General features: G+C 41.9%; 17 protein-coding genes and 2 pseudogenes. 4 read left to right on the top strand and 15 right to left on the bottom strand.

Annotation, left to right across the window (positions count from 1 at the left end):
- Positions 1–16: 16 nt before the first annotated feature.
- Positions 17–952 (top strand): metallophosphoesterase, encoded by a 936-nt coding sequence (locus DP73_RS02940; protein WP_034597296.1) that lies wholly within the window; start codon positions 17–19, stop codon positions 950–952.
- A 384-nt stretch (positions 953–1336) separates the two neighbouring features.
- On the opposite strand, the gene DP73_RS02945 is transcribed toward DP73_RS02940, so the two are convergent.
- Positions 1337–2296 (bottom strand): cell wall hydrolase, encoded by a 960-nt coding sequence (locus DP73_RS02945; RefSeq protein WP_242865671.1) that lies wholly within the window; start codon positions 2294–2296, stop codon positions 1337–1339.
- A 268-nt stretch (positions 2297–2564) separates the two neighbouring features.
- On the opposite strand from DP73_RS02945, the gene DP73_RS02950 reads away from it, so the two are divergent.
- Positions 2565–2960 carry a hypothetical protein gene (locus tag DP73_RS02950; RefSeq protein WP_034597298.1) on the top strand — a complete coding sequence of 132 codons (396 nt, stop codon included), beginning with the start codon at positions 2565–2567 and terminating at the stop codon, positions 2958–2960.
- 145 nt (positions 2961–3105) lie between these two features.
- Here the strand turns inward: DP73_RS02950 and DP73_RS02955 are convergent, their stop codons facing one another.
- The 9 genes from DP73_RS02955 to DP73_RS02995 form a co-directional block, all read right to left on the bottom strand.
- Positions 3106–3690: a TetR/AcrR family transcriptional regulator gene (locus DP73_RS02955; RefSeq protein WP_034597299.1), complete on the bottom strand. Its 585-nt coding sequence runs from the start codon at positions 3688–3690 to the stop codon at positions 3106–3108.
- A gap of 5 nt (positions 3691–3695) precedes the next feature.
- The gene (locus DP73_RS02960; RefSeq protein ID WP_034597300.1) at positions 3696–6839 is read right to left on the bottom strand and encodes an efflux RND transporter permease subunit; all 3144 of its coding nucleotides are present in this window, start codon (positions 6837–6839) and stop codon (positions 3696–3698) included.
- Positions 6836–8041, bottom strand: coding sequence for an efflux RND transporter periplasmic adaptor subunit (locus DP73_RS02965; protein WP_081962920.1), 1206 nt, complete (start codon positions 8039–8041; stop codon positions 6836–6838). The genes DP73_RS02960 and DP73_RS02965 overlap by 4 nt, the downstream gene beginning before the upstream one ends.
- 278 nt (positions 8042–8319) lie before the next feature.
- Positions 8320–8670, bottom strand: coding sequence for a hypothetical protein (locus DP73_RS02970; protein ID WP_034597301.1), 351 nt, complete (start codon positions 8668–8670; stop codon positions 8320–8322).
- A 36-nt stretch (positions 8671–8706) separates the two neighbouring features.
- Positions 8707–10365: a S41 family peptidase gene (locus tag DP73_RS02975; protein WP_034597302.1), complete on the bottom strand. Its 1659-nt coding sequence runs from the start codon at positions 10363–10365 to the stop codon at positions 8707–8709.
- Positions 10366–10549: 184 nt separating this feature from the next.
- The gene (locus DP73_RS02980) at positions 10550–10849 is read right to left on the bottom strand and encodes a hypothetical protein (RefSeq protein WP_034597303.1); all 300 of its coding nucleotides are present in this window, start codon (positions 10847–10849) and stop codon (positions 10550–10552) included.
- Positions 10850–10998: 149 nt separating this feature from the next.
- A complete protein-coding gene (locus tag DP73_RS02985) occupies positions 10999–12504 on the bottom strand; it encodes a DEAD/DEAH box helicase (protein WP_034597305.1) in 1506 nt (501 codons plus the stop codon).
- A gap of 392 nt (positions 12505–12896) precedes the next feature.
- Complete coding sequence (locus tag DP73_RS02990; protein ID WP_034597307.1) at positions 12897–14063, bottom strand: TolC family protein; 1167 nt, start codon at positions 14061–14063, stop codon at positions 12897–12899.
- 150 nt (positions 14064–14213) lie between these two features.
- Positions 14214–14606, bottom strand: coding sequence for a hypothetical protein (locus DP73_RS02995; protein ID WP_034597308.1), 393 nt, complete (start codon positions 14604–14606; stop codon positions 14214–14216).
- A 696-nt stretch (positions 14607–15302) separates the two neighbouring features.
- On the opposite strand from DP73_RS02995, the gene DP73_RS03000 reads away from it, so the two are divergent.
- Positions 15303–18935, top strand: coding sequence for a cell wall-binding repeat-containing protein (locus DP73_RS03000; RefSeq protein ID WP_081962921.1), 3633 nt, complete (start codon positions 15303–15305; stop codon positions 18933–18935).
- 205 nt (positions 18936–19140) lie between these two features.
- Here the strand turns inward: DP73_RS03000 and DP73_RS03005 are convergent, their stop codons facing one another.
- Positions 19141–20046: an IS3 family transposase gene (locus tag DP73_RS03005; RefSeq protein WP_128751371.1), complete on the bottom strand. Its 906-nt coding sequence runs from the start codon at positions 20044–20046 to the stop codon at positions 19141–19143.
- Positions 20001–20276: a helix-turn-helix domain-containing protein gene (locus DP73_RS03010; RefSeq protein ID WP_165574371.1), complete on the bottom strand. Its 276-nt coding sequence runs from the start codon at positions 20274–20276 to the stop codon at positions 20001–20003. Before DP73_RS03010 ends, DP73_RS03005 begins: the two co-directional genes overlap by 46 nt.
- Before the next feature lie 569 nt (positions 20277–20845).
- On the opposite strand from DP73_RS03010, the gene DP73_RS23775 reads away from it, so the two are divergent.
- A complete protein-coding gene (locus DP73_RS23775; RefSeq protein ID WP_242865672.1) occupies positions 20846–21430 on the top strand; it encodes a transposase in 585 nt (194 codons plus the stop codon).
- Between the two features lie 465 nt (positions 21431–21895).
- Here the strand turns inward: DP73_RS23775 and DP73_RS23780 are convergent.
- The 3 genes and pseudogenes from DP73_RS23780 to DP73_RS24135 all read right to left on the bottom strand — a co-directional run.
- Positions 21896–22231: pseudogene (locus tag DP73_RS23780) on the bottom strand (transposase); the annotation flags it as partial.
- A gap of 87 nt (positions 22232–22318) precedes the next feature.
- Positions 22319–22858, bottom strand: coding sequence for a transposase (locus DP73_RS24130; RefSeq protein ID WP_348982374.1), 540 nt, complete (start codon positions 22856–22858; stop codon positions 22319–22321).
- Positions 22856–22971 (bottom strand): annotated as a pseudogene (locus DP73_RS24135) (transposase); the annotation flags it as partial. The pseudogene DP73_RS24135 and the gene DP73_RS24130, both read right to left, overlap by 3 nt.
- Between the last annotated feature and the right edge of the window lie 165 nt (positions 22972–23136).

Raw genomic sequence — 23136 nt, forward strand, 5'->3', positions numbered from 1 at the left:
CTGAAAGGAGAATTTAATGGCTAAGAAATCAACACCTCTTGCCAAGACAATATCTCGCCGTAGTTTCTTCCAAAAAATCGGCGGTTTTATTGCAAACCACTGGCTGCTTAGTTCCGTCCCTGTTGCAGGAGCCGGGGTTCTCGGCTGGGCAGAATTTGATACTCTCTCTTTAAAGCTTCAAAAATGGGATCTCTCTTACCCAACTCTGCCCTTGGCTCTAGAGGGAAAAACTATTTGCCAACTGAGCGATTTGCACCTTGAAAGCTTACGGATTTCTCCGGAAAAAATCCAGCAAAGTGTAATGTCTCAAAAGCCCGACCTCCTTGTCATAACAGGGGATATTATTTCGACAAGGACGGATTTAGATAAATTAGCCCCCTATCTCAGTGGACTGACTGCTCCCTTTGGAAATTATGTGGTTATGGGAAATAACGATTATAGTCATTTATCCCGGACTCTTTTGAAACGCTATCTCCAAGAGTTTGAAACTCTGGGCTGGATTCCGTTGCTGAATGATGCCGTTTTTCTCAAACAACTTGATCTTTGGGTTATTGGAATCGATGACCCGGCAACTGCTCATGATGAAGTAGATTTAGCCTACCAAAAGCTACTATCTGCTCAGTCAACTCTAACTAACTCCCCCTTTCGCTTAGCTCTGGCTCATTCTTCAGATTGCCTGGACGATGTGGCAAAACACGGAGCAGATCTTCTACTTACAGGCCATACCCATGGCGGTCAAATCCGTCTGCCGGGATTTGGTCCGCTAATCACTAATACCTACCTGGGAGACCTAGGGTTTTATGAGGGATATCATGTCATTAATGGAGTCCCCCTATATATCAATACGGGTATTGGCGAAAGTATGATTCCTCTACGCTTTAATGTGCCTCCTGAAATCGCTTTCTTCACCTTACATCGTGGAAATGAGCAGCCAAGGCATGAGACCCGGTAAGTTAGCCAAAATAAAATGAAGAGATGTCCCACAACCACTTTGGTTGCGGGACATCTTACTTTTCTGCACATTATCAATTGCTCATAAACGGGCCATCACCATAAACATTCTCCCAATTCTCCAGCCCAGGACGCAGTATGAGACAACGTGACGTCTATACATAAGCAGAAAAACAAACTTCCGTTTAAGTGACCGCCCCCAGACTGGGGCAGTGTACAAGGATGGCTCATCTGGCACGATAGTCTCCAGTGGAGATTATCGCCGTAGGCGGGTTCTTCAAAACAATACTGTCGCCGAAGGATGAAACCCTCTCCCCAAAGCAGGGAGCTTAAAGGGTTAGTTTGCTGTGCTAATGTATGAAGAACGATGGCTCATACAAGTCCCTTAAATACTAAAGGTATGGTTGCCGATACGTTTGATGACAGTACGACTCTTAATCCATTTGTCGGTAGCCGTTTGGGGGTTGTAGTAAAAAATTGCCCCATTTGTCGGGTCCAGGCCGGATAGAGCGGCTTCGGCTGCTTTGTAGGCTTGATCATCGGGATCTAAATGAATTTGCCGATCGTCCACGGCTGTAAAAGCTCCGGATTGGTAGACAATTCCTTTTATTGTTTTAGGAAACCGGGGATCCTTGAGTCGATTAAGTACAACCGCTCCAACAGCTACTTGGCCTAAGAAATCTTCTCCGCGAGCTTCTCCGTAGATGACCCGACTCAATAGCTCTACTTCCTCTTTGGAGACTAGACGTCCCAAACCACGGGAGTGAATTTGACTGTCGTCTTTAGGATCGGGGAGCGACCTAACCTGTTTGTCAATTTTCTTTGTGTCTTGAGTTACAATTATCTCGTAGGTCTGAATATCTGATTTCGGTTGTTCGGAAGACAGTTGGCCTGAATCAGCAACGCTGGACTCTTGTTTATAAACTGTTGCTAACACTGGGATACTTCGTAAGATATTAACCCACCATGGCGTGTCTTCGACAACTTCTTTTACTTTCTCAGCAGAGATTACCGGGGTAGTTGAAACTGCTACGACTTCCTTTGTATATTCCTTAACATCCCTGGGCTGGAGGTCCTCAGTTTTTTTCTGAATGATTGGGTTGGGAACCCATAAGGTCTGTCCCTCCCGAATTTGATCAGGACTTTTTATCCGGTTGAATTTTACGAGTTCATCAACGGAGGTTTGATACCTTTCTGCTAAATGCCAAAGAGTTTCACCACGCTGAACTGCTATCTTCATGGTAGTTGACGAATTTGGATAGATCCCTTTATTTACATTGTTAACGATTTTGCTCCCGAGTCCTAGCGCAGGATAGATATTGGCCTGCCATAAACACAGACACATTATCCCACATAGGAAAATCGCCAAAGACTTCCGACATCGTCGGTGTGGTAATAAAATAAAAATCACCTCTTGTTATAGACTATTTCTAGTCTTTCCCAATTAAGGTGGGTTTTATAACTACCTGCTTAAATGCTTAATAGTGGCAGAATGCTTTTTCCTTATTTGTCATATGCTACTATGGCATACATATACTATTATGACTGAGCAAAGATAGATTAGTCTCATCTTTTGTTTTGTCGATTATTGTAAGTGAGGTGAGGTTGACAACTTGAAGGCTTTTATCAAAAACCTGTTATTGTCGTTATCTCCCCCTGAAGATCCCCCCCTCAGCGAGGAGGAACGCCTGCTTGCGGAAATCGAAGAAACTAGAGAAAAAATGGAACACGCCTGGAACCGCCTGGATTATGCGGCTCCAGAATATGTAGAAATTGCCGTACTCGAGCTTCTGCTCGCTGAAACCCAATATGGAATTCTCAACAAACGCTATCGTCTAATGTTAGGGTTAAAAGATGCCTCTTACTTTATTCCCACCAGGGCCAGAGCTTTATCCACAACTCTAGAGGAAAGCTGTCTAAACCATGCCTTTTATGGATCACTTTCAAATCCTGCTAAAGAGAATCCTGCTGTATCCTCCTTACCTCAGTTAACTTCTCCAAATTCATAGAGTTTTCCTCAGAGGACTATTATTGAGATTTTTTAGGAGACTTTTTAGAGAGTAGAAAAGCGTGTTAAAAGGACCGTCCCCCTAACACACCCTAACACAAAAGCTCCGCCGATTTTTCGGCGGAGCTTTTGTCGTCGGAGCTTTCTTATCTTAGTCCGGTCAATATCACGTGGACCATTGCCTGATGATCTGTGTCCTCTAAAGGGCGTGGCTTTATAAAAAACCTTTGCATACAAAATTGCTCCAGAGTGCCCATAATACAACAAGTAGCTAGTTCGTCATCGAGATCAGCCCGCAATTGCCCTTTAGCCTTAGCCTCTTTGACCATCTCTTTGTAAAACTCGATGATAATTGACTGAGCTGCCATGTGATGGGCACGGATTTCCTCAGAAAGGATTTTGACCTGCATGGCAATATGGACGAATTCCATATGATGGTTTAGGAACTGAGCAAGAAAGTGTGAGCAGTTGAGAATTTTTTCCTCGATGGTTTCATCCTGATCCATGCTTTCTTTTAAACCGATTCTGAATTGATCCACACTGAACTTGAGTATTTCTTCAAACAAGCGATCTTTACTTTCAAAGTACTCGTAAACTGTACCTTTGCCAATCCCCGCCTCTTTGGCGATATACTCCATCTTTGCGCCGTCGAAGCCGTGTTTAGAAAAAACACGAATTGCAGCTTTAAGGATCTCTGTCTGTTTTTCTTCTCTCGACGCCGTGGGTACCATCTCCTTTACACAGAATGTGTTAGCTGAGGCGCAGATTTCTGTTTATTCTTTTTCTTTTCCTTCTTATTCTTTCTGGAATCCCGAATATCTTCAAAAATCGTATAGATAACAGGTACGAGAAGCAGAGTTGATAAAGTGGAAAGGGTTAGTCCGAAGATTACCACGATACCCATGGGAGCCATGGTTTCCGAACCTTCGCCGATACCCAGGGCCATTGGGATAAGTCCCAGGATGGTCGCCAGAGTCGTCATCAGAATCGGCCTTAAACGAATGGGCCCGGCGTTTTCGATGGCCTCTTCCCGTTCTTCCCCCCGCTCTCGACGTTTAATAATATAGTCTACCAAGACAATGGCATTACTAACCGCAATACCTACCAAGAGAATCAAACCGATAAACGAGGGAACGCTTAAGGTGGTTCGGGTAATGAATAATCCCAGCATTCCGCCGGAGAATCCCATTGGCAAGGATAGAATAATCGTAAAGGGGTGAAGTAAGGATTCGAACTGAGCTGCCAAAATCATGTAAACCAGCAGAATTGCCAGGATTAAGGCCAGTCCCAAATCGGCGAAGGATTCCATAAGCTCCTTATTCTCACCTAAGACTTCATACGTGTACCCATCCGGCATCTGATAATCTTTGAGCTTTGTTTCAATATCGGTGGTTATACTCCTTAAATCCCGATCGACAATTTGACTGGTTATATGGACGACGCGAGTCTGTCCTGTTCTCTCGATCTTAACCGGTCCCCGTCCGATCTCAACCTCAGCCACCTGATTAAGGGGAACGGTTGTTCCGGAGAGGGTGGGAATCGGCGTCTGGCCTAAGTTTTCCAGACTTGTCTTAAAGGTCTCGTCCCCGGTAAGAACCACATCAATTTCAGATCCTTCATAACGATAGGTAGTTGCAGTGGTTCCGGAAATAGTCCCTTTGACAGCTTGGGAAATCTGAGCTGCCGATAAGCCGAATTGGGCAGCGTTGGGACGGTTAACTTTAACGACGACCTCCGGAACTCCGTCCGTCATGCTTGTTTTGACTTCCCGGGTTCCGTCAACGGAGGAAATAATCCCTTGTATATCCTCACCAATTTTCTTTAGATCCTCAAGCTCTTCTCCTTTAATCGCAATGTCAATGGGAGTTGTTGAACCACCCATTTGCATATTATCGGTTACCGTTACTTTGATCTCAGCACCAGGAATGTCCTTGGTTAGAGAACGTATCTCGTCTCCAACCTCCCCGACACTCCGGGACCTTTTGTCCAGATCCACCAGCTGAACACTGAGGGAGCCAGTATTGGCAGTATCCCCTCCCAGGGAAAAACCACCGTTAGTTCCTATTTGGGTAAAGACGGTTTCAATTTCAGATATGCCTGCCAGTTTTTCCTCGATCTTGTTCATGGTATCTTCAGTATCTTCAAGTTTGGCGCCATCCGGCAAGGTCAGGTTAACTGTCAATTGACCTACATCTGATTCAGGCATGAATTCTGCACCTAAACTGAGAGCTGAGGCAGCGGACAGAACAAAGACCAAAGTGGCAGTCACCATCACTGTTTTTCGATGATGTAAGGCATAGTGTAAAAATCTCTTATAGACCCCTTCAATTCGGGCAAAGCCTGCGTCGAAGCCACGACTCATTCTATCGATAAGCCCTCTAATTCCCTTACGTCCCTCGGCAATCTCTCCCGATTTCATTAGCTTAGCCGAAAGGGTAGGAACTAGCGTCAGAGAAACCAGCAGAGAAGCCATTAGAGATATGGCGAAGGTCATGGCTAACTCTCGGAAAATTGTGGATACCACGCCCTCAACGAAGACGATGGGGAGAAATACTGCGACAGTTGTCAAGGTGGAAGCGAAGACAGCCATGCCTACTTCTGATACCCCTTTGACCGCAGCTTCGTATTTAGAATATCCTTCCTGGCGATGGCGATGGATGTTTTCTAAAGCGACGATATTATCATCCACCAAACGGCCCATTGCCAGGGTCAGTCCGCCAAGAGTCATCATATTGATAGTGATCCCGGCAAAATAGAGAACTGCAAAGGTGGCCATCATGGCGATTGGGATTGCTGTAGCAGTGATAAAGGTTGTTCGGATATTATGAAAGAACAGAAACACCACGACAATTGCTAAGACCCCACCCAAGATTGCTTCGTTTTCCACGGTTTTAACGGATTGCTTAATGTCAATCGATTGATCCATAACAACATCGACCTTAAGATCCGGGTATTCTTTAGCAAATGCTTGGACTGTGGCATTGACCTCATCAGCTACTTTAACGGTATTGGTCCCGGATTGTTTTTGCACAGAGATGCTGACACTTTTTTCGGAATTTGCTTTAGTAATGGCATTGACATCTTTATGTACAATCCCTACATCGGCAATATCTTTTAGTTTAATCTGTCCGCCACTAGGAAGGGGAATCAAGACATTTTTGATTTCCTCTAAAGACTTAAACTCTCCGGTGGTGCGAATGGTTAGTTTTTGGGTCCCCTTATCTACCTGACCGCCGGGAGAATTAAGATTTTCTGCGCGAATCAATTGGGCTAAGGAACTGATGGTTAAGCCATAACCATTCATTTTTTCCAGATGGGTTTTAATTTCAACCTGATCTTCATAGCCGCCGATAACTGAGACCGAGGCGGCTCCGGATACTCTCTCCAGCTGAGGCTTGAGTTTATCCTCGGCAATGGACTGAAGTTTCGCTAAGTCTGCATCATGTCCACTGATGGTTAGAATCACCACAGGCATAGCATCCAAATCCAGCTTCATGACCATTGGCGCCCCTGCATCATCAGGTAACCGACTTTTAATCTGATCAACTTTCTCCCGCATTTGCAGGGTTGCAAAGTCCATATCTGTTCCATTTTTAAACTGAGCTATTACGATTGAACTACCCTCAGAGGTTGTCGACGTCACCGTATCAATATTTTCAACGGTGGAAACCGCCCCTTCTAAGGGATTAGTAATGAGTTTCTCGATCTCCTGCGGGCCGACCCCAGAATAATTTGTCACAACGATGGAAACCGGAATTTCTATGTTGGGCAAAAGATCAATGGGAAGGCGAGTCAGGGAAATACCGCCTAAGAGAATGATAATGAGCATCACCATGATGATTGAGACAGGGCGTTTAACTGAAACCTCTGCTAGCTTCAAGACTCTTCCCCTCCCACAATTTTCACCTTATGGCCTTCGTCAACCAAGGTCTGTCCTTTAACAATTACCTTATCACCCTGATCCAACCCTTTAAGGATCTCAATGTCCACCCCCGTATCCAGACCGGTGGTAATCTCTTTGGCAGTGGCTTTATCATCGACAACCACATAGACAATGGTCTTTTCATTTTTCAGAACAACTGCCTCACTTTTGATGGCCATAACGTCCGGCTTTTCATCGGTGGTCAGTTCTACTTTGGCAAACATCCCCGGCTTAATTAAACCGTCTAGATTCTCAATTAAAACTTTAATGGGATAAAGCTGGGTTTTGGGGTCGGCGGCTGGGCTGACATTTTCAATTCTTCCAACAAAACTTTCCTCCGACACTGAGGGAACCGTAACCTTGACTTCGTCATTCATTTTCATACGATTGACTAAGTTCTCCGTAACACTGACTGTGGTGTAGACACTATTGGCATTGGTCAGGCTAACTCCCGGTTGAGCACTGCTGGCCATATTTCCTACTTGAACATTAACCTGAGAGACAACTCCGGCGACAGGGGCAGTAACAACTGCATTGTCTAAGGATTCCCGGGCTTGAGTAAGCTGAACTTCCACTAGATTAAGACTGCTGTCTGAGGCCTGCACGGTTAATTGTTCAATCTGGCCTGCATACGAGGACTCTAATTCTTGCAGACCTAACTCAGCTTGATCCAGTTGAGATTTTGAAGCTGCACCTGCATCATAAAGAGCTTTCGTATTAGCCAGGGTCTTTTTCGCGTCAGCGATTTTTTCTGCGGCTATGGCTTGAGTTCTTGCCAGAGAGGATTTAGCACTCACCCACTGTTCTTTGCTATTTTGGTAACGGGCCTCAGCTAATTGATAAGCTGTATTCAGATCCGTGGTTTCCAAAGTAAACAAGACATCCCCTGCCTGAACTGTGTCCCCTACTTTGACGTTCACAGACATAACCTTACCCGCCATCTTGGGAACCACTGATACATCTGTCTCAGATGATATTTTCCCACTCAATATCGCAGTATTGATAAGCGTCTTGTGGCCGGCCATTTCCACCTCTACTGGTATGTACTTTTCTTCGACAACGGCAACGGGTTTATTTCCGCTGCACCCGGTCAAGACTCCAAACGTCATCAGCGCTACGAGTAAGATCCTAACCTTTCCCATGTTCCTAATTTTCTTCAACGCCTATCTCCTCCACTTTGCCCATAAATTCTCAATCTTTCAGAACCGACTGTTCGGTCACCTAATTAGTTATACCTTGAATAGCTTTGAAAATCAAGCTATCCAGGAAATAATCCTTAAGATCATATGATTACTTCCCAGATAAATAAGATAAAATCAATTAGTATAACTATTGGATTCATTAGACCTGGTCTCAACATTATTTAGATATGGCTGCATATTATTTTAAAAAAAATTTATTATAGTCTTCATAGTTTTGTCTTCTTTGTCTCAAGCCTTCAGCTGTCTGATGGTTCCCGGTTCCGTCTGCGAATGTCCTGCCATAGGGCTGACAATTGCTTTAACCGCTCTAAAAGAGTAACAATAAAATTCAAAGGGTTCTTTCTCATAGTCTCAAGGCCTACTGCTACTTCATTGATTGTTCCGCCAACTTGTTCACTGGTTTGCTTTACCACGGCGGTGACTGACTGAATATCCGCCAGCAGATAGGGCAAATGGGCATTAATATCCTGCACTGTCTGCTTGGCTTCATCTGTCAGCTTGCGCAGGGAACGTACCCAAAGCATCACTTCAATTCCGATTACCCCTAAAATGATGGTCGCCACAAGAGCACATACTTCATAAATCATAGACCCACTCCCACTCGGTTTCATATCAAGTCACGGTTAATCTTTAATTGTCGTACCATAGTCCAGATCATTTGGGCTTATCCTAGTCATTTCTGTTACCTGCTTGTTCGTTTGAAGTGACTGGATCCTAGAGGTTCCACCGATGTCTGTACCCCCCTGAACTGTCTTGGCAATGGCTAAGCCTCCCTCTTGTAAGGTCTGACCTGCAATTCCAAGAATTTCAGGATGAATAACCAGCCAGTAGGCGGTATTCGGAATTAACTCAGCCTGAGGGATCACTTGCAGACCGGCAGCTCCCAGCGGTACAAGTGTTGTTGGCGTTCTCTCTCCTGTGCTGCTGTTGATCAGCTCAATGCTTGAGCTATTTACAGTCTGCCAATCGATATCTCCAGAAAAAGTTACGGTGAATTTTTTATCTAAGGGAATCTCCGTTAATTCCGCAACTTGACGATAGTTAGAAAAATAGTGGATAAAATTCATAGACGATTGTGTTTCCTGAGACCCGTTAGCCGCAACTCCCGACAATTCACCCCAAGCTTCCCAGTAATCGTCGGTTCTGGCCATTTTAAGCGCCTCACTGGAGCCTGCAGTTAACATAAGCTCTGCAGCCTTAAGGGGATCCGAATGCTTAATTACCACATTGGGGCTGACTCCTACTTTATTAATCTCACGACCCAGAGGGGAATAGAAATGATCAACGGTCATCTTAAGTACCCCACCACTTTTGATGGGAAACATACTTTGTACTGTTCCTTTGCCATAGCTGGTAGTTCCAACAATAGTCGCCTTCTCATGGTCCTTGACCGCCGCCGCTAAGATTTCTGAAGCACTGGCACTGTTTTCATTGACCAGAAAAACAATCCGTTCCTCAATTCTCCAGCCCGGATCTTCAGCCTCAATGGGATGAAGTACCCCATCCCGATCTTTAACCTTTACTGCAACATCCGATCCGATAAAGTAGCCTGCCAACTCCATTGCCGAACTCAGATAGCCGCCACCGTTATCCCGCAGGTCTACAATCCAGCTATCCACATTTTGATCTTTCAACTTATGTGCTGCCACCTCAAATTCTTCAGGTGTATCACTGCCAAAAGAATTCAAATCCAGGTAGCCAATATGTCCATCCAGGACTTCGCCGGTCACTGTGGGCTCAGAAATCGCTCGGCGGGTGACCTTCAAATCCCGGGTCTCTGTCTCAGACTTTACTCTAATCTGAACTGAACTCCCATCCGGTCCTCTGAGTATGCTTACAGACTCTTCTGAGCTAAGCCCGGCTAAAGATTCCCCAGCAGCACGAACAATCACATCTCCCGCCTTTAACCCCACCTCTTCAGCTGGCGAGCCTGGAATAACTCCCAGAACTTGAACACCTTCAGGGATCATCTCAATGTGAATCCCAATTCCCGAGAAACTTAGGTTAATACTGCCGACGAACTCTTGAAACTCCTCTTCAGTAAAATACCTTGTATGGGGATCTCCCAATCTCTCCAGCATCTCATCCACTGTAGAAGCACTTAAGACATCCTCTGACACCTGATCAACATACTGATTTTTTAGAAGGGCACGGACTTCAGTGAGAACTCCATTACTTGAAGCCAAAACCGTCGTTGAATTGCTCAGCACTAGCAATAGGATGAGCATTAAGTTTAAAACAATCTGGCCGGCTGCTTTTTTTCGAATAAAATTCTTCGGCATGTTTTGAATAATCTCCTCTCCAGAGTACCTTTTATATAGGGGCTATAAGGGTATAGATTCGACGCTTAAATGGATTTACCTCCGCCTGGGCAAAACTTCTTCTAAGGCACAAAAATGCCCTCTCTAGTTATATCTACTAAAGAGAGCATCGTTACATGCTTACTTGCTTATTAAGATGTTTCATTTATATCGCCTTTCGTTTTGTAATTACCTCACCGATAGTGCTTAATGTGCCTTCCACATTGGCTACCGAATGCCTAAGATTATCTATCTCAGCTCGATGAACTTGATTACTATGTTCTATAGCCTTAACGACTAAATATGTCTCGTCTTGTCGCGATTCCAGATGATCCATCCTTATTTCTAGACTATTCATCTTTGACTCTAGTCTACCCATTCTTGACTCTATTCTATCTAACCTTACCTCGATATTCCCCAACTTATTGAGGATAACTCCAAACATCTCTTTGATCTCATTCTCCATTACTTCACCACCCCTCTTCAAAATTATACCATTGCACTGTCCGCTCTAACAAGACAAATTCTAATATCTAAAACCCAAGGGGACTCATTCGGCTAAAAATCAAAGGAAAAGGCTTGCACAACCTTTTCCTTTGTTAATTCTTATGATTATTATCCGTTTCTCTTAGGGTCTCTGCCTCTTTGAGGTGCGGCAGTTCCACGGAAGTCGTTACTTTTTCTTCTCGACCAGGTATCCACCTTTTGTCCATAGTTATCGCGTGGATAGCTGCCATGGGGTGGTCTGGCATTGCCCATATTCCCCATGCTTCGGCCGCTTCCGCTTCCCATACCTCTTCTTCGGGCAGGAGCTGCTTCAGTCAACTTTACTTCAACATTATCCGGTTCTTTGGTGATAATCTTCAGAGCTGCTGACAAAAGTGTCACGGAATCATTTTCGGCGAGCAATTCTTCAGCAACGGATTTATATTTTTCGATATCTTCTTCAGAGATGACACGCAAAATCTCGTTCATGGTTAAACGCTGTTGACCTTGTACGGCTTCAATGATCGTAGGAATCGGTTTACGTACGATTCTCCGCTTAATCACTGATTCGATCAAGCGCAACATCCCTATCTCACGGGGAGTAACTAAGGTAATGGCTAAGCCTGATTTTCCAGCCCGACCGGTTCGGCCAACACGGTGGACGTAGCTTTCTGGATCCTGAGGGATATCAAAGTTGAAGACGTGAGTCACACCGCTGATATCCAGACCCCGGGCTGCCACATCCGTAGCGACCAATACTTCGATAGTGCCATCTTTAAACTGTCTTAAGACGCTGTCACGTTTACTTTGAGTCAAGTCACCGTGAATTCCTTCTGCCGAATAGCCCCGCTTGCTGAGTGCTTCAGAAAGCTCATCTACCCGGCGCTTAGTTCTGGCGAAGACAATGGATAAATCCGGGGATTGAATGTCCAAGATACGGGATAAGACATCGAACTTTAAGCGTTCAGTAACTTCTACATAGTGCTGCTCAATATCTGATACTGTAACACCAGTTGCCTTAATGCTGATCAGCTGAGGTTCCTTCATAAAGCGTTGAGCAATATTTTGAATCTGGCGCGGCATAGTGGCCGAGAAGAGCAAGGTTTGTCGTTCCTCCGGTACTTCCTTGAGAATAGTTTCGATATCCTCTAAGAAGCCCATATTTAGCATCTCATCTGCTTCGTCCAGGACAACGATCTTGATGTCATGCAGGCGAATGGTCTTTCTTCTCATATGATCCATCAAACGTCCCGGGGTAGCTACAATGATGTGAGGTCTCTTCTTAAGAGCACGGATTTGCCAGTCGATCCCTTGTCCGCCATAAATGGGCAAGGCATGAATGCGCTTAAACTGTCCAATCTTGTTTAATTCCTCGGCAACTTGAACTGCTAACTCACGAGTAGGTGCTAAAACAATCCCTTGAATATTTTCAGATTGCCCCATAATCCTCTCCACCAAAGGAATTCCATAGGCTGCTGTTTTGCCTGTACCGGTTTGAGCCTGTCCGATCAGATCATTCCCTTCCATTGCTGAAGGGATAGTCTGCTCTTGAATGGGTGTTGTTTCTTCAAACCCCATGTTGATAATCGATCTCATAACTAATTCGCTTAAATTTAAATCTGTAAATGTCGCCAATACTTTCATTCTCCTTTATTTCTTTATATCTTTAAGTTTTCCAAATGCGTCCTTATCTATAACTGCGAATCAACCTATAAATAAATTATCTCTATCTATCTTTTACGCCGTAACAGAATATCCGTGATAGCGTGTGAGTTCCGCCAACGTGGGAATAGACGCTTTATAGCACCAACTATATATTATATCATAGATGCAGGATTATAGGAAGTCTAAAAATATAAGCTATTTAGACAACAATAAAGGATCTCCGCGTCCGGAGATCCTAATTGCGCAAGTCATTTGGTTCAAATGGGTCTAACTGACTTACAAAATTAAATTAGCACTAAAAATAACGAAAGTCAAGACAAATCCACAGATTTGAGGTTAGATTGTGGATATCTGCCTTTTTTCTAGTTTGTAGAAGTCACTCCTTTTAAAAACCACTCATAATTACACTTTGCATTAAACAAATCGATTTGCTTTGTTTTGACAGCGTTTTCTTGAACTTGATATTCTTTATTAGTTTCATCTAATTCTAACTGAGAAATCATTCCTAATACCATTTTTAATTTAGCTTCATAAAGAGTTACTTTTTTATCTTGTAGGGTTTTCTGAGCCAATTGAAGTTCACTTTGTAAGTTTGAGATATTATCAATCATGGAATTATAACTTAATCTGACTCCATCTTCTAGCTGAGTTAGTTTTAAGTTTCCATTGGTTAAATCATAATTTGCTTTCTTATATTGTTTGGAAGAGGAACTCGTATCTTTTTTGGCTCGATCTAATGCAGACTCTAGAGTTATGATTTGTAACTTTTGCAATTTTATTGTGTAACTGTTTTCTAGAGCTTTTTCCAAATCGGCATCTTTGTCTTTAATGATGAAATCGGCAGATTCAGAAGGGATCGTGCCAATAGTATACAAGCTTTCTTGATCGTTTAGTAGATTTTTAAATCGACGTTCCAGGGATCCCTGTTGAAATTTTAAACTTTCAAGCTGGGTTTGTAAATTAACCAAGCTTGTTTTGAGATTGTTCACGTTATTTTGTGGTATCATACCTAAGCTCTCTTGCAATTCCATTGCAGTTAATTTCTTTTGCAATGTTTCTATGTTAGATGACAGAGATGATATCCCGCTATTTAGTTGATTGTATCCGATAAAAATTCCTTCTGCAGAGCGAACTATGCCGACTTCGCTTATTTCGTTCTTTAGATCGATGATTGCTTCTATCGTAGGTTTGTCTACTGCCCCTCTTTCAGCTTCCCTAAGTGCATCCAGCAGTATATGTTTTTGTGATCCTAAAGCTAACGCGAGAGCAGGATTTGCATCTCTTTGTTCATCAATATCTTCAAGATCATCCTCTAAATCTTTAATAGTTCTTTTAATATTTGATAAGTCAACCTTATCTTTGAGACTAGAGTTCTTATTGATCTGAACATCAATGTTTTTCTCGGCGATAATTCCATTAATGTCACCAAAATTCACCATCGTTGAGACAGTCGAACCTGCATAAGCCATAATAGGTTGCCCTAAAAGTAACATTGCCGAAAAAAGTGACATTCCAAGTAGTTTCTTCATATGTAGACTTCCTTTCATAATACCTAATAAAATTATTGTAGTTTACCCCATATGTAAAGTCAATTGAAAAAATAGGGTTATTTGTAAACACATGTGTCACGTAAGTGCTCAGGGGAGAGTAGCGAGTGCCACTTTCCTCTGAGTTAATTTTTACTTTATTGTTTCTTGCTTTAGCAGCTTTCCTTGTTTTGCAACAATAAGATCTAAAGTTCGATCAGGGTATTTTTCCTTAATAACTTTCCCGTACTTTTTAATAACTTCATCTGGGGATAGTACTTGCTTATCATTGATCACAATATCAACGTTTACCGCAGGTCGTTCTCCCTCGACCACTTGAACCATAACACTATCAATTCCCTCTTCTGTTTCCAGCTGTTTAGCTAAGTCAGTATCACTTTCTAGTTTATCTTCTTTTGAATCTGTTCCCTGCTGAGCCTGTTCTTGTACTTTTGTTTCTGGAGTTGATTTGGAATCAGAGCATCCCGTTATCAAAAGAAAAATCGTTATTACACCTATAATAGATAACCAATTCCGCTTTGTCATGCTTTTACCTCCCTAACTTATTACATTATCTACTCCAAATTATTTTCTCTTAGATTATTTTATACTATTTGAAGCATAGAAGCCAAATCGTGACCTGTGCTTTTTGCAGACCCTTAACTACAAAAAGACTAATCCTGGCTACCTTGTCTTAATAAGAATATAGGTTCTACCTGCTCATAAGCTTAATTCCATGAAGTTAAGAACTGTATTATGACTTAGATTTATTAAAGGGTTTTTTTATACTTACACATTTTTTCAATCTAATCTTAATTATAGCCAACAGCTATTAGTTAATGAATCCTACATTAATATATATCTATCGTTTAAGACTCTAGAGACTTAACTAAAAGTAATCTTAAGTAATTAATGGTAATATAACCAAAAAGTTTAAAATGTAATTTCATGTTAAATATGTTAATCTCTATTTGCGCCCGGAAATAACAAAAACAAATTCCAAGTTCAATTTACGACTCATTATTGATTGCTCTAAAAAATACCCACTTGTCTGAAAATTACTTTTCAGGGAGGGACGCTTCCATAAAAACAGTGGAATATTTTTAGATAATGCGCAATGTCTAAACATTTAACTACTAAATGGACAAGGTGGTGAGGAGCGGCTAGTCGGCTTCCTGGTTACAAGAGATGTTCATTTCCCTGAAAAAAAGAGACCCAAATATGAGAGGAGAAATTTACTACATGAAGAAAACTAAAAAAGCCTTAGCGTCCTTAGCTATCGCAGGTATGACATTAAGCATGATTCCTTTCAATGTTTTCGCCGCTTCACCGGTTACTCGCATTGCAGGTGTAACTGCAGAACAAACCGCAGTTCAAATCGCTGAACACACTGGGTACACAGGTACTGCAATCCTTGCTTCCTCTACTTCCTATGGGATGGTTGATGCATTGACTGCTGGACCACTAGCAGCTTCCTTGAAAGCTCCTATCTTATTAACAGGTGCTGGAAGCAGCCTTGATGCAGCTACTAAAGCTGAACTTACTAAACTCGCAGTTAAAAAAGTTTATGTAACAAGCGGAACTGCGGTTATTAAACAAAGTGTTGTCGATGAGTTAAAAGGTATGGGCATTGAAGTGGAAGCTCTCGGTGGTTATGACCGCGCTGAAACATCCGTCAACATCGCTAAGAAAATGACTGGTGTTACTAAAGTTGCAGTCGCTAACACTGTTGTTGACGCACTCTCCATTGCTGCAGTAGCTTCTGCTGCTAACGAGCCAATCCTCTTAACTGACAAAGATGCTCTTCCTGCAAGTGTAGCTGCTTACCTGGCAAGCTCAAGCGCAACAGCAACTGATGTTATCGGTGGAACAGGCGTTATCAGTGAGGCTGTTAAAGCAGGTCTTCCAAATGCAACTCGTCACGCTGGTATGAGTGCTTATGACACCAATAACCAAGTTATCCAAGACTTCGCTGGAAGCCTTCAGTTTGACACCGTTTACGTCGCTAATGGTGTAACGGGTATTGATGCTCTTGCTGGTGCTCCGCTTGCAGCTCAAACCAAATCACCGATCGTTCTTACTGATGGTAAAACAGTACCTCAAGTAGCTGCTTTCACTTATAGCAAAGCACCTGTTGGTGCCGTTGTCACAGCCCTTGGCGGCGAAGCCGTTGTTCCTGAGACTGTTCGTACAGGCGTTGCCAACGGATCAGTAACTCCTAACTCTAATGAATTAGCAATCGTATCTGTAAATGCCCTTGACGATGCAAACAAATTCTTACAAATTGATTTTAGTAGACCAGTAACTAAACTTGAGATTTCTGATATTGCAATTCAAGACGCATCTACATTAGCACGATATGGAGTTAAAAATGTAACATTAGCTTCTAGTGGACTAGCCGCAACAGTTGAATTGTATGGCTCAGATAGTGCTAATATGAGTTCTCCTGTTCTTTCTTACCTTACAGACTACACCGTGACGATAACTGCAAATGGAACGACTTTGAGAGCTAACTTCAATCGTCCTTATTCCTTAGAAGTCCGTGTGCAGAATATCAATGTTGAAGATCAGGAAATTGTAGTTGCAAGCACCAATGATAATACGTCTGTAACATTAAAGGTTCCTGATCCTAAATTTGATTACGTAGGTACAATTGGTGAGCGTATTCAGGTTTGGTACAACAAAGATAATGAGTTAGTAAAATATCAAGTATTAACATCTACCGCAAAACCTGATGCAATTGAAATAACAGATGGAGATACAATTAAACTAATCTCAGCAAATTCGAAGATCGATATTACCACTGAGCTGTATTCAGATGGTATTACCTCTAAATTTAAATTCTACCTTAATGGAGCATCTACGCCTTTAACATCATTATCCACAATTTTGGGAAATAAATATTCATATGCAAAAATTGGCTTTGATAAATCCGGAAAAATTGAGTACGTGAGCGCATATGATTTGAGAGATTTTCTAATTGTTGACACTGTTGAAGGAAATGAAGTAGTTGGTATTGAAGGTGTTGGCACTGGCGGTTCGTTTGATGCTAAAGATGCTACAATTGTAAAAGACGGTAAAGTAATCGCCCTTACTGGCATTAACAAAGGCGATGTATTATACTTCAGTGATTCAGCAAATAGCGGCGATGGATTTGCTGAAGTTTACAGTAATACAATTACTGGTGAAATTGATACCGTCTATGACGACGCAGTGTTAGTAAATGGTAAGACTTATAGCTATAGCTATTCTGCAGGCGAATTAAACACGACACATGCTGTCTATATCAACAATGATGGAGATACAGCTATTGTCGACAGCGATGCTGCTAAAGATCTTCAGGCAGCTGGAGCCGTAACACTCCATCTCAATCGTGCAGGTCACTTAGTATATATTGCTGGTGATGTAGTTAATGTTGCAACTAATAAACAAACAGCTATTCTCACAGAAAACGTCAAAACTGGAGTTACAACTTTTGGCAAGCACCAAGCACAAATCTCTGCCGTTCTTGAAACTGGCGATACTAAAGTATACGATCTTACGCTTGAAGACCTTGATCAAGTTATTATTGATGGCCATGGTTATGATATTGATAGCACACCTGGTAGCAGTACAACAGATTATAACCCAACAGTGTCTGGTGGTAATTTAGTTTTAACACCCGGAAGTGGATCAGCAGTAAGTGTTGCTTTGACAAATGTGCTCAAAGAAGGTCAATTAGTGAAGTTCCACTTAAATGATAACGGAAGTGTGAAAAAGCTGGAACTCTTTACAGCTAATGGAACTCGTCAAGTAACTGACTCAACAAGTAGTATAAAAGCAGGCGATAAATATGTAGACGGTAAAAAACTATTACCGGGCACCCTTGTCTTTGATGCTAACAAAGGTTATGGAAATTCTAATCCATGGAGCTTGACTGACATCAAAAATGGCGACGTTACCGTTACAAAATGGAGCGATTATAAGGGATCTGATATCACCCACTCAGACTATATCATTAATTCTGCCAACGAAGTAGTTGCATTAGTTATCAGAGTTACCTCTTCTTCGGATACAGTATTTGAAGAAGCTGTTATCACAAAGATCCTTCGCAACTCAGATCATGAAGTAGTATCACTCAGCGCTTATGTAAATGGCGAAGTTAAGGCTTTCGAAGTAAATTCAGTTTCTAACACCACTCTGGCGAAGGGTGACGTAGCAGTTCTCGAACTTGATGATAATACGGGCTTGGTTGAAGCCCTCCACGTATCCGGAAGTGCTGAATTCGATCCTCGTGTAAAAACTGGCCTAGTCGTTTCAACAGTCGATGTTGGTTCAAAAGAAGTAACATTTACTAACGGAGATAAGTACAAACTTGTTTCTGACGGAAAAGTTCTTAACGGAACAGACAACAACGATATTACCGTCAAAACACTAGCTGACCTTCGTGGTAAAAACAACGTAACCCTTGTCTTGGATGAGAAGGCTTCGGGTACAATCTTTGTTAAGTACTTCATGTGGGAAACTAATGTTTCCGCTGATTCTACTCCTCCAACCGCTGGTACACTCACTAACCAAGATCTCTCAGCAGTTACCACGGCAAACACTTATCTAGCTGGAGATACGATTACTATTACCTTCAGTGAAGATGTAAACGTAGCTAACCTAAATCTTGCTAGCTTAGTATTAGACAATGGCCATACTTTTGATACTGATGCAACTGTTACGGCAGTTAGCCCTGTGAATGGATTTGCTTCTTCGTTCGTAATCACTTTAGGTACTGCTCCAACTGTAGCAGCTGGAGATACAATTACGATTAACAAAGCAAAAGTTACTGACGTTCAAGGTAATGCAGCTACAGCAAATGCTGTATTCACAGTCGATGCCGCAAACTAATGTATAATGTGATTTGAGATCCGTATAACGGTTGTCTCAAAGAATGACTCCTAAGAAGAGGGTGTGTGAAACTACTTTAAAAAGTAGTGGACTGCACCCCGTCAAGTAGACAATTAAAAAAGTATAAATCTTTTCTGCCAGCGGGTTACACCTACTGGCAGTTTTTATGCTGCTTGTAAATAACTTTCATGTTTCTCTATTGGTGTTAATACGCCAAGATTCCTCTTTGTAATCGTTTGTTGTTATAATAATTAATGTATTTCTCAATCATTTCAACTACAGATTCTCTGCTAGTAAATCTTTTTTCGTAATAACGCTCTCTTTTGATGATCCCCCAAAAACCTTCCATTGGGCCATTGTCAATACACTTGGCTACTCTTGACATACTATGGATCATACCAGCCGCTTCAATCTTCGCATGGAATGCTCGGTTTGTGTATTGGAATCCCCTGTCGCTATGGAAGATTGGATGTGCATCCGGGTTAGCTTCAATAGCAGCATCAAATGTATCGAATACCAGAGCGTTATTATTTGAATCACGTATAATATATGAAACTATGCGTCTATCATATAAATCTAGAATTGCACTAAGATATACTTTGCGCTTTACCATTCCGATGTAATACTTGAATTCTGTTACGTCTGTAAGCCACTTTTCATTTGGAGCTTCAGCGGTGAATTCTCGATTTAGTATGTTTTCTGCTATATACTGCGGATTGGCCGCCTGACGTGTACACCCATTGTTCGAATACTTAATGGTCGATTTTATATCTAGCTTGCGACATATGCGTAAAACTCGCTTGTCATTGGCTTTAATGTTATGATATCGCTCAAGATCATCCCTGATTCTTCTATATCCTTTATCCGGGCTTTCTTCATGAATTTTCTCAATCTCATCAGCGATACGGAAATTTTCCGTTTCCCTTTGAGGTATTTCTCTATGCAGCCACTTGTAATATGCTGCGCGTGATACCTTTTCAAATTTACATAGTGTGCTGATTGGATAACTATGCTCTTGGTTTTCTTCTTTTATAGCCTGATATATAAATTCATGACGAACCAGGCTTAGCGCCGCCTCCTTTCTATTTCCTCGAGTTTTTTTAAGAAAGATGCCTCCATTTCAGCTCGTTCTTTCTCTGCTCTTAAAATCTTATTCTCAGCTTTCAGCTTTTCTAATTCGCTCATCTCGTCCTCAGACTTTCGCTTTCCCCGATTGTCTCTTAATGATTCAATTCCGTAAGCTTCATATTTAAGGGTAAAGTTACGTGCCTGCTGATAGGATACTTGATATTTTTCAGATGTTTCTGCGTAGTTATGATCATGTGCAATACAGTACTGCACGATTTTATTATTTCACTTGTCTACCTAGAAGGCAATGTCATTAAGTTAAGGCCTGAAAAACACAACCATCCAGATTAAGATGGTTGTGTTTTTCTTATACATACAGGTGGGCATATAAAATTTATCAATTGTAAAAAACACTTGACAAAATTTCTAAAAATCGAAGGCTTCGCCTTGAAAATGAGGACATTTTTAAGGAGGCCTTCTAAAATGAAAAAGGAAGCATATCCAGAGCAGGTACGAACTGCGCTGCACCAAGCGATACGCTCAATCACAGCAGATTTACCAGCTTGCGTGAAACGACCAGGGCAAGATTTTTGACGCGAACGCAAATTATCACTGCATACTATGCTGCTTATACTAGTAGGCATGGGAGGCAATAGCCTTTAAAAGAATTATATGATTGGCTGGGCTATTCGTCAGAGACTGCAACCGCCTCAGCATTTGTCCAACAGAGAGACAAAATTCGTCCAGAAGCACTGAAACTACTGTTTCACGAATTTACAAGATTAGCAGTACCGAAGAATTCATTACAAGACTACAGGCTGCTCGCTGTTGACGGTTCGGATTTGAGACTTCCGTCAAATTCAAATGATGGATTCTCCTCCATGAGGAACAGCGAAGATAGCAAAAATTACAATCTTGTGCATTTGGACGCTATGTATGACCTAATGGGCAAGGTTTATGTTGATGCATCCGTTCAACCCAAGAAAGGCATGAATGAGCATAAAGCCTTAGTATCCATGGTAGATCAGTCTGAAATCAGCGGAAATGTAATCGCAATCATGGATCGAGGATATGAGTCATTCAACAATATCGCTCATTCTCAGGAGAAATCATGGTACTATATCATCCGGGCGAAAGAATCCTATGGGATTATATCAAGGCTTTCTCTGCCAAATTGCCCAGAATACGATGAAGAAATCACGTTAACCCTCACCCGGCGCCAAACCAAAGAAACGTTATCGCTTCTAAGAGCATACCCCCATCGGTATCGATGGATACAGCCACATACGACATTTGACTTCATTAAACCGAAAGATTCCAAGTTTTATGATTTACATTTTCGTGCTGTTCGCGTCGCTATTGCTGATGGTGTGTATGAAACGGTTTATACAAATCTCAAGCCAAAGATTTTCCGCCGGAGAAAATAAAACAGCTCTATAATCTGCGCTGGGGAATTGAGACATCTGCTGTGGGTTTGGCGAGTCTGCACAGCAAAAAGAAGGATTTTATATTGCAAGAGATCTTTGCCAGACTTAATTTTATACAATTACTCTTCCATTATCATGCACCACATCAGTATTCCTGAAGATTTGCGAGTAAATTTTCCAGTGGCTTTAAATATATGCCGTCAATTTTTGAGAGAGTAAATTCCAGCGGTCCAAGTTCTTAAACTGATAGGTAAGCACCTTTCCCCAATACGCCCTGGCCGACAATTTCCTAGATATCAAAATTCGATTTCAGCAGTAGGGTTCCAGTACAGAATTATTTGAGATTTAACATGTGTGATAGGACTTTTACAGATGCTTTTCGGGCATCTGCATTTGTGTTGCTCAAAATTCAAAAACAACCGTGGTTTTCTATGTTACTCTGTGTATGCGACAACCCCAGCGGTATCACTTTTCTACCGAGGTTTTTACACTGGTTTTACCCCGGGTTAAAAATCGGTTAAAGTTGTAATCATTTTTGAGAACGCCGAACGCTCCTTCTACCTGTATAGAACGGTTAACTCTCAGCAAGGTTCCTTCTTGTGTCGTGATGTTTTTATATAATGCTTGACGTTTTTCTACGAACATTTTGGACACCTGCATTCTCCGATTGCCGTTGGCTTTCGTGCAGCGGGATTTATGAGAGCAGTCACTGCAATCTTCCGATTCATAGACGGTTATTTCAGATCGATAACCCGTTGCCGATGTCCGATGAGTGATTCCTACTGGCTTGAGCGGCTTCTTATTATGACAGGTGTATTCATCGGTCTCCGAGTTCTAAAGCATATTTTTTCGATTTCTAATGTCCTTTTTAAAACTCCTCTTTTTCCATTATTCATACGTTTGTGGTTTTATAAAACTGGTCTGGCCTTTCGTTTCAAGATAACGATAGTTTTCTTCACTTTCATAGCCCGAATCTGCAATGATGTTTCTATAAGGGGTCTTTAATTTAACTTCCATTTCCTTCAAGAATAGAATCAGTGTGTTTTTGTCATTCCGATCCTGAAAAATCCCAATCCCTGTTACATACTCACTCTCCACTCCGATCTGTACATTGTAAGCAGGCTTTAACTTGGCATTTCGCATGTGATCATCTTTCATATGCATGAACGTCGCATCAGCATCCGTCTTGGAGTAACTATTTCTCTTCTCAAATAATTGGTTGTGTTTATGGTACTTTTCCTGGCGGTTAGAGAATTCCTGCAATTGTTCCGTTAACTTCTGTAGTTTTGACTTCCGTTTCCCAATACCATAAACAAACTCAATTTTCTCCTGCTGTCGTTTTTCTTCCAAGTACGTTATCGCAGCGTTAAGATCATCTAAAACGGTTTCTTTGGCCACTTTAAGGTTGGACATATAGGTTAGGTTCATCTCCTCGATGCAGGCCTGAACTTTTTCGAACATCTTTGCCTCATTTTATGAACAACCTTTTTCCAGACAAAGGTATAACGGTTAGCGTTAGCCTCGATTTTTGTCCCATTCAACTGCAGGTTTTCTTCCTGTGGAAGAGTAGGCCTTGTATAATTTCTCGTAATTTAATCCCTCCAAAATGTGGCTTAGCAGTCGAACTGAGTCATCCTTTGGTATCAACACATTAAAAACGCTTATCAATACTGGGCTAGAAAGTTTAAACTTCAGGAACAGAAGGA

Source organism: Desulfosporosinus sp. HMP52 (assembly GCF_000765145.1).
Lineage (GTDB): Bacteria > Bacillota > Desulfitobacteriia > Desulfitobacteriales > Desulfitobacteriaceae > Desulfosporosinus.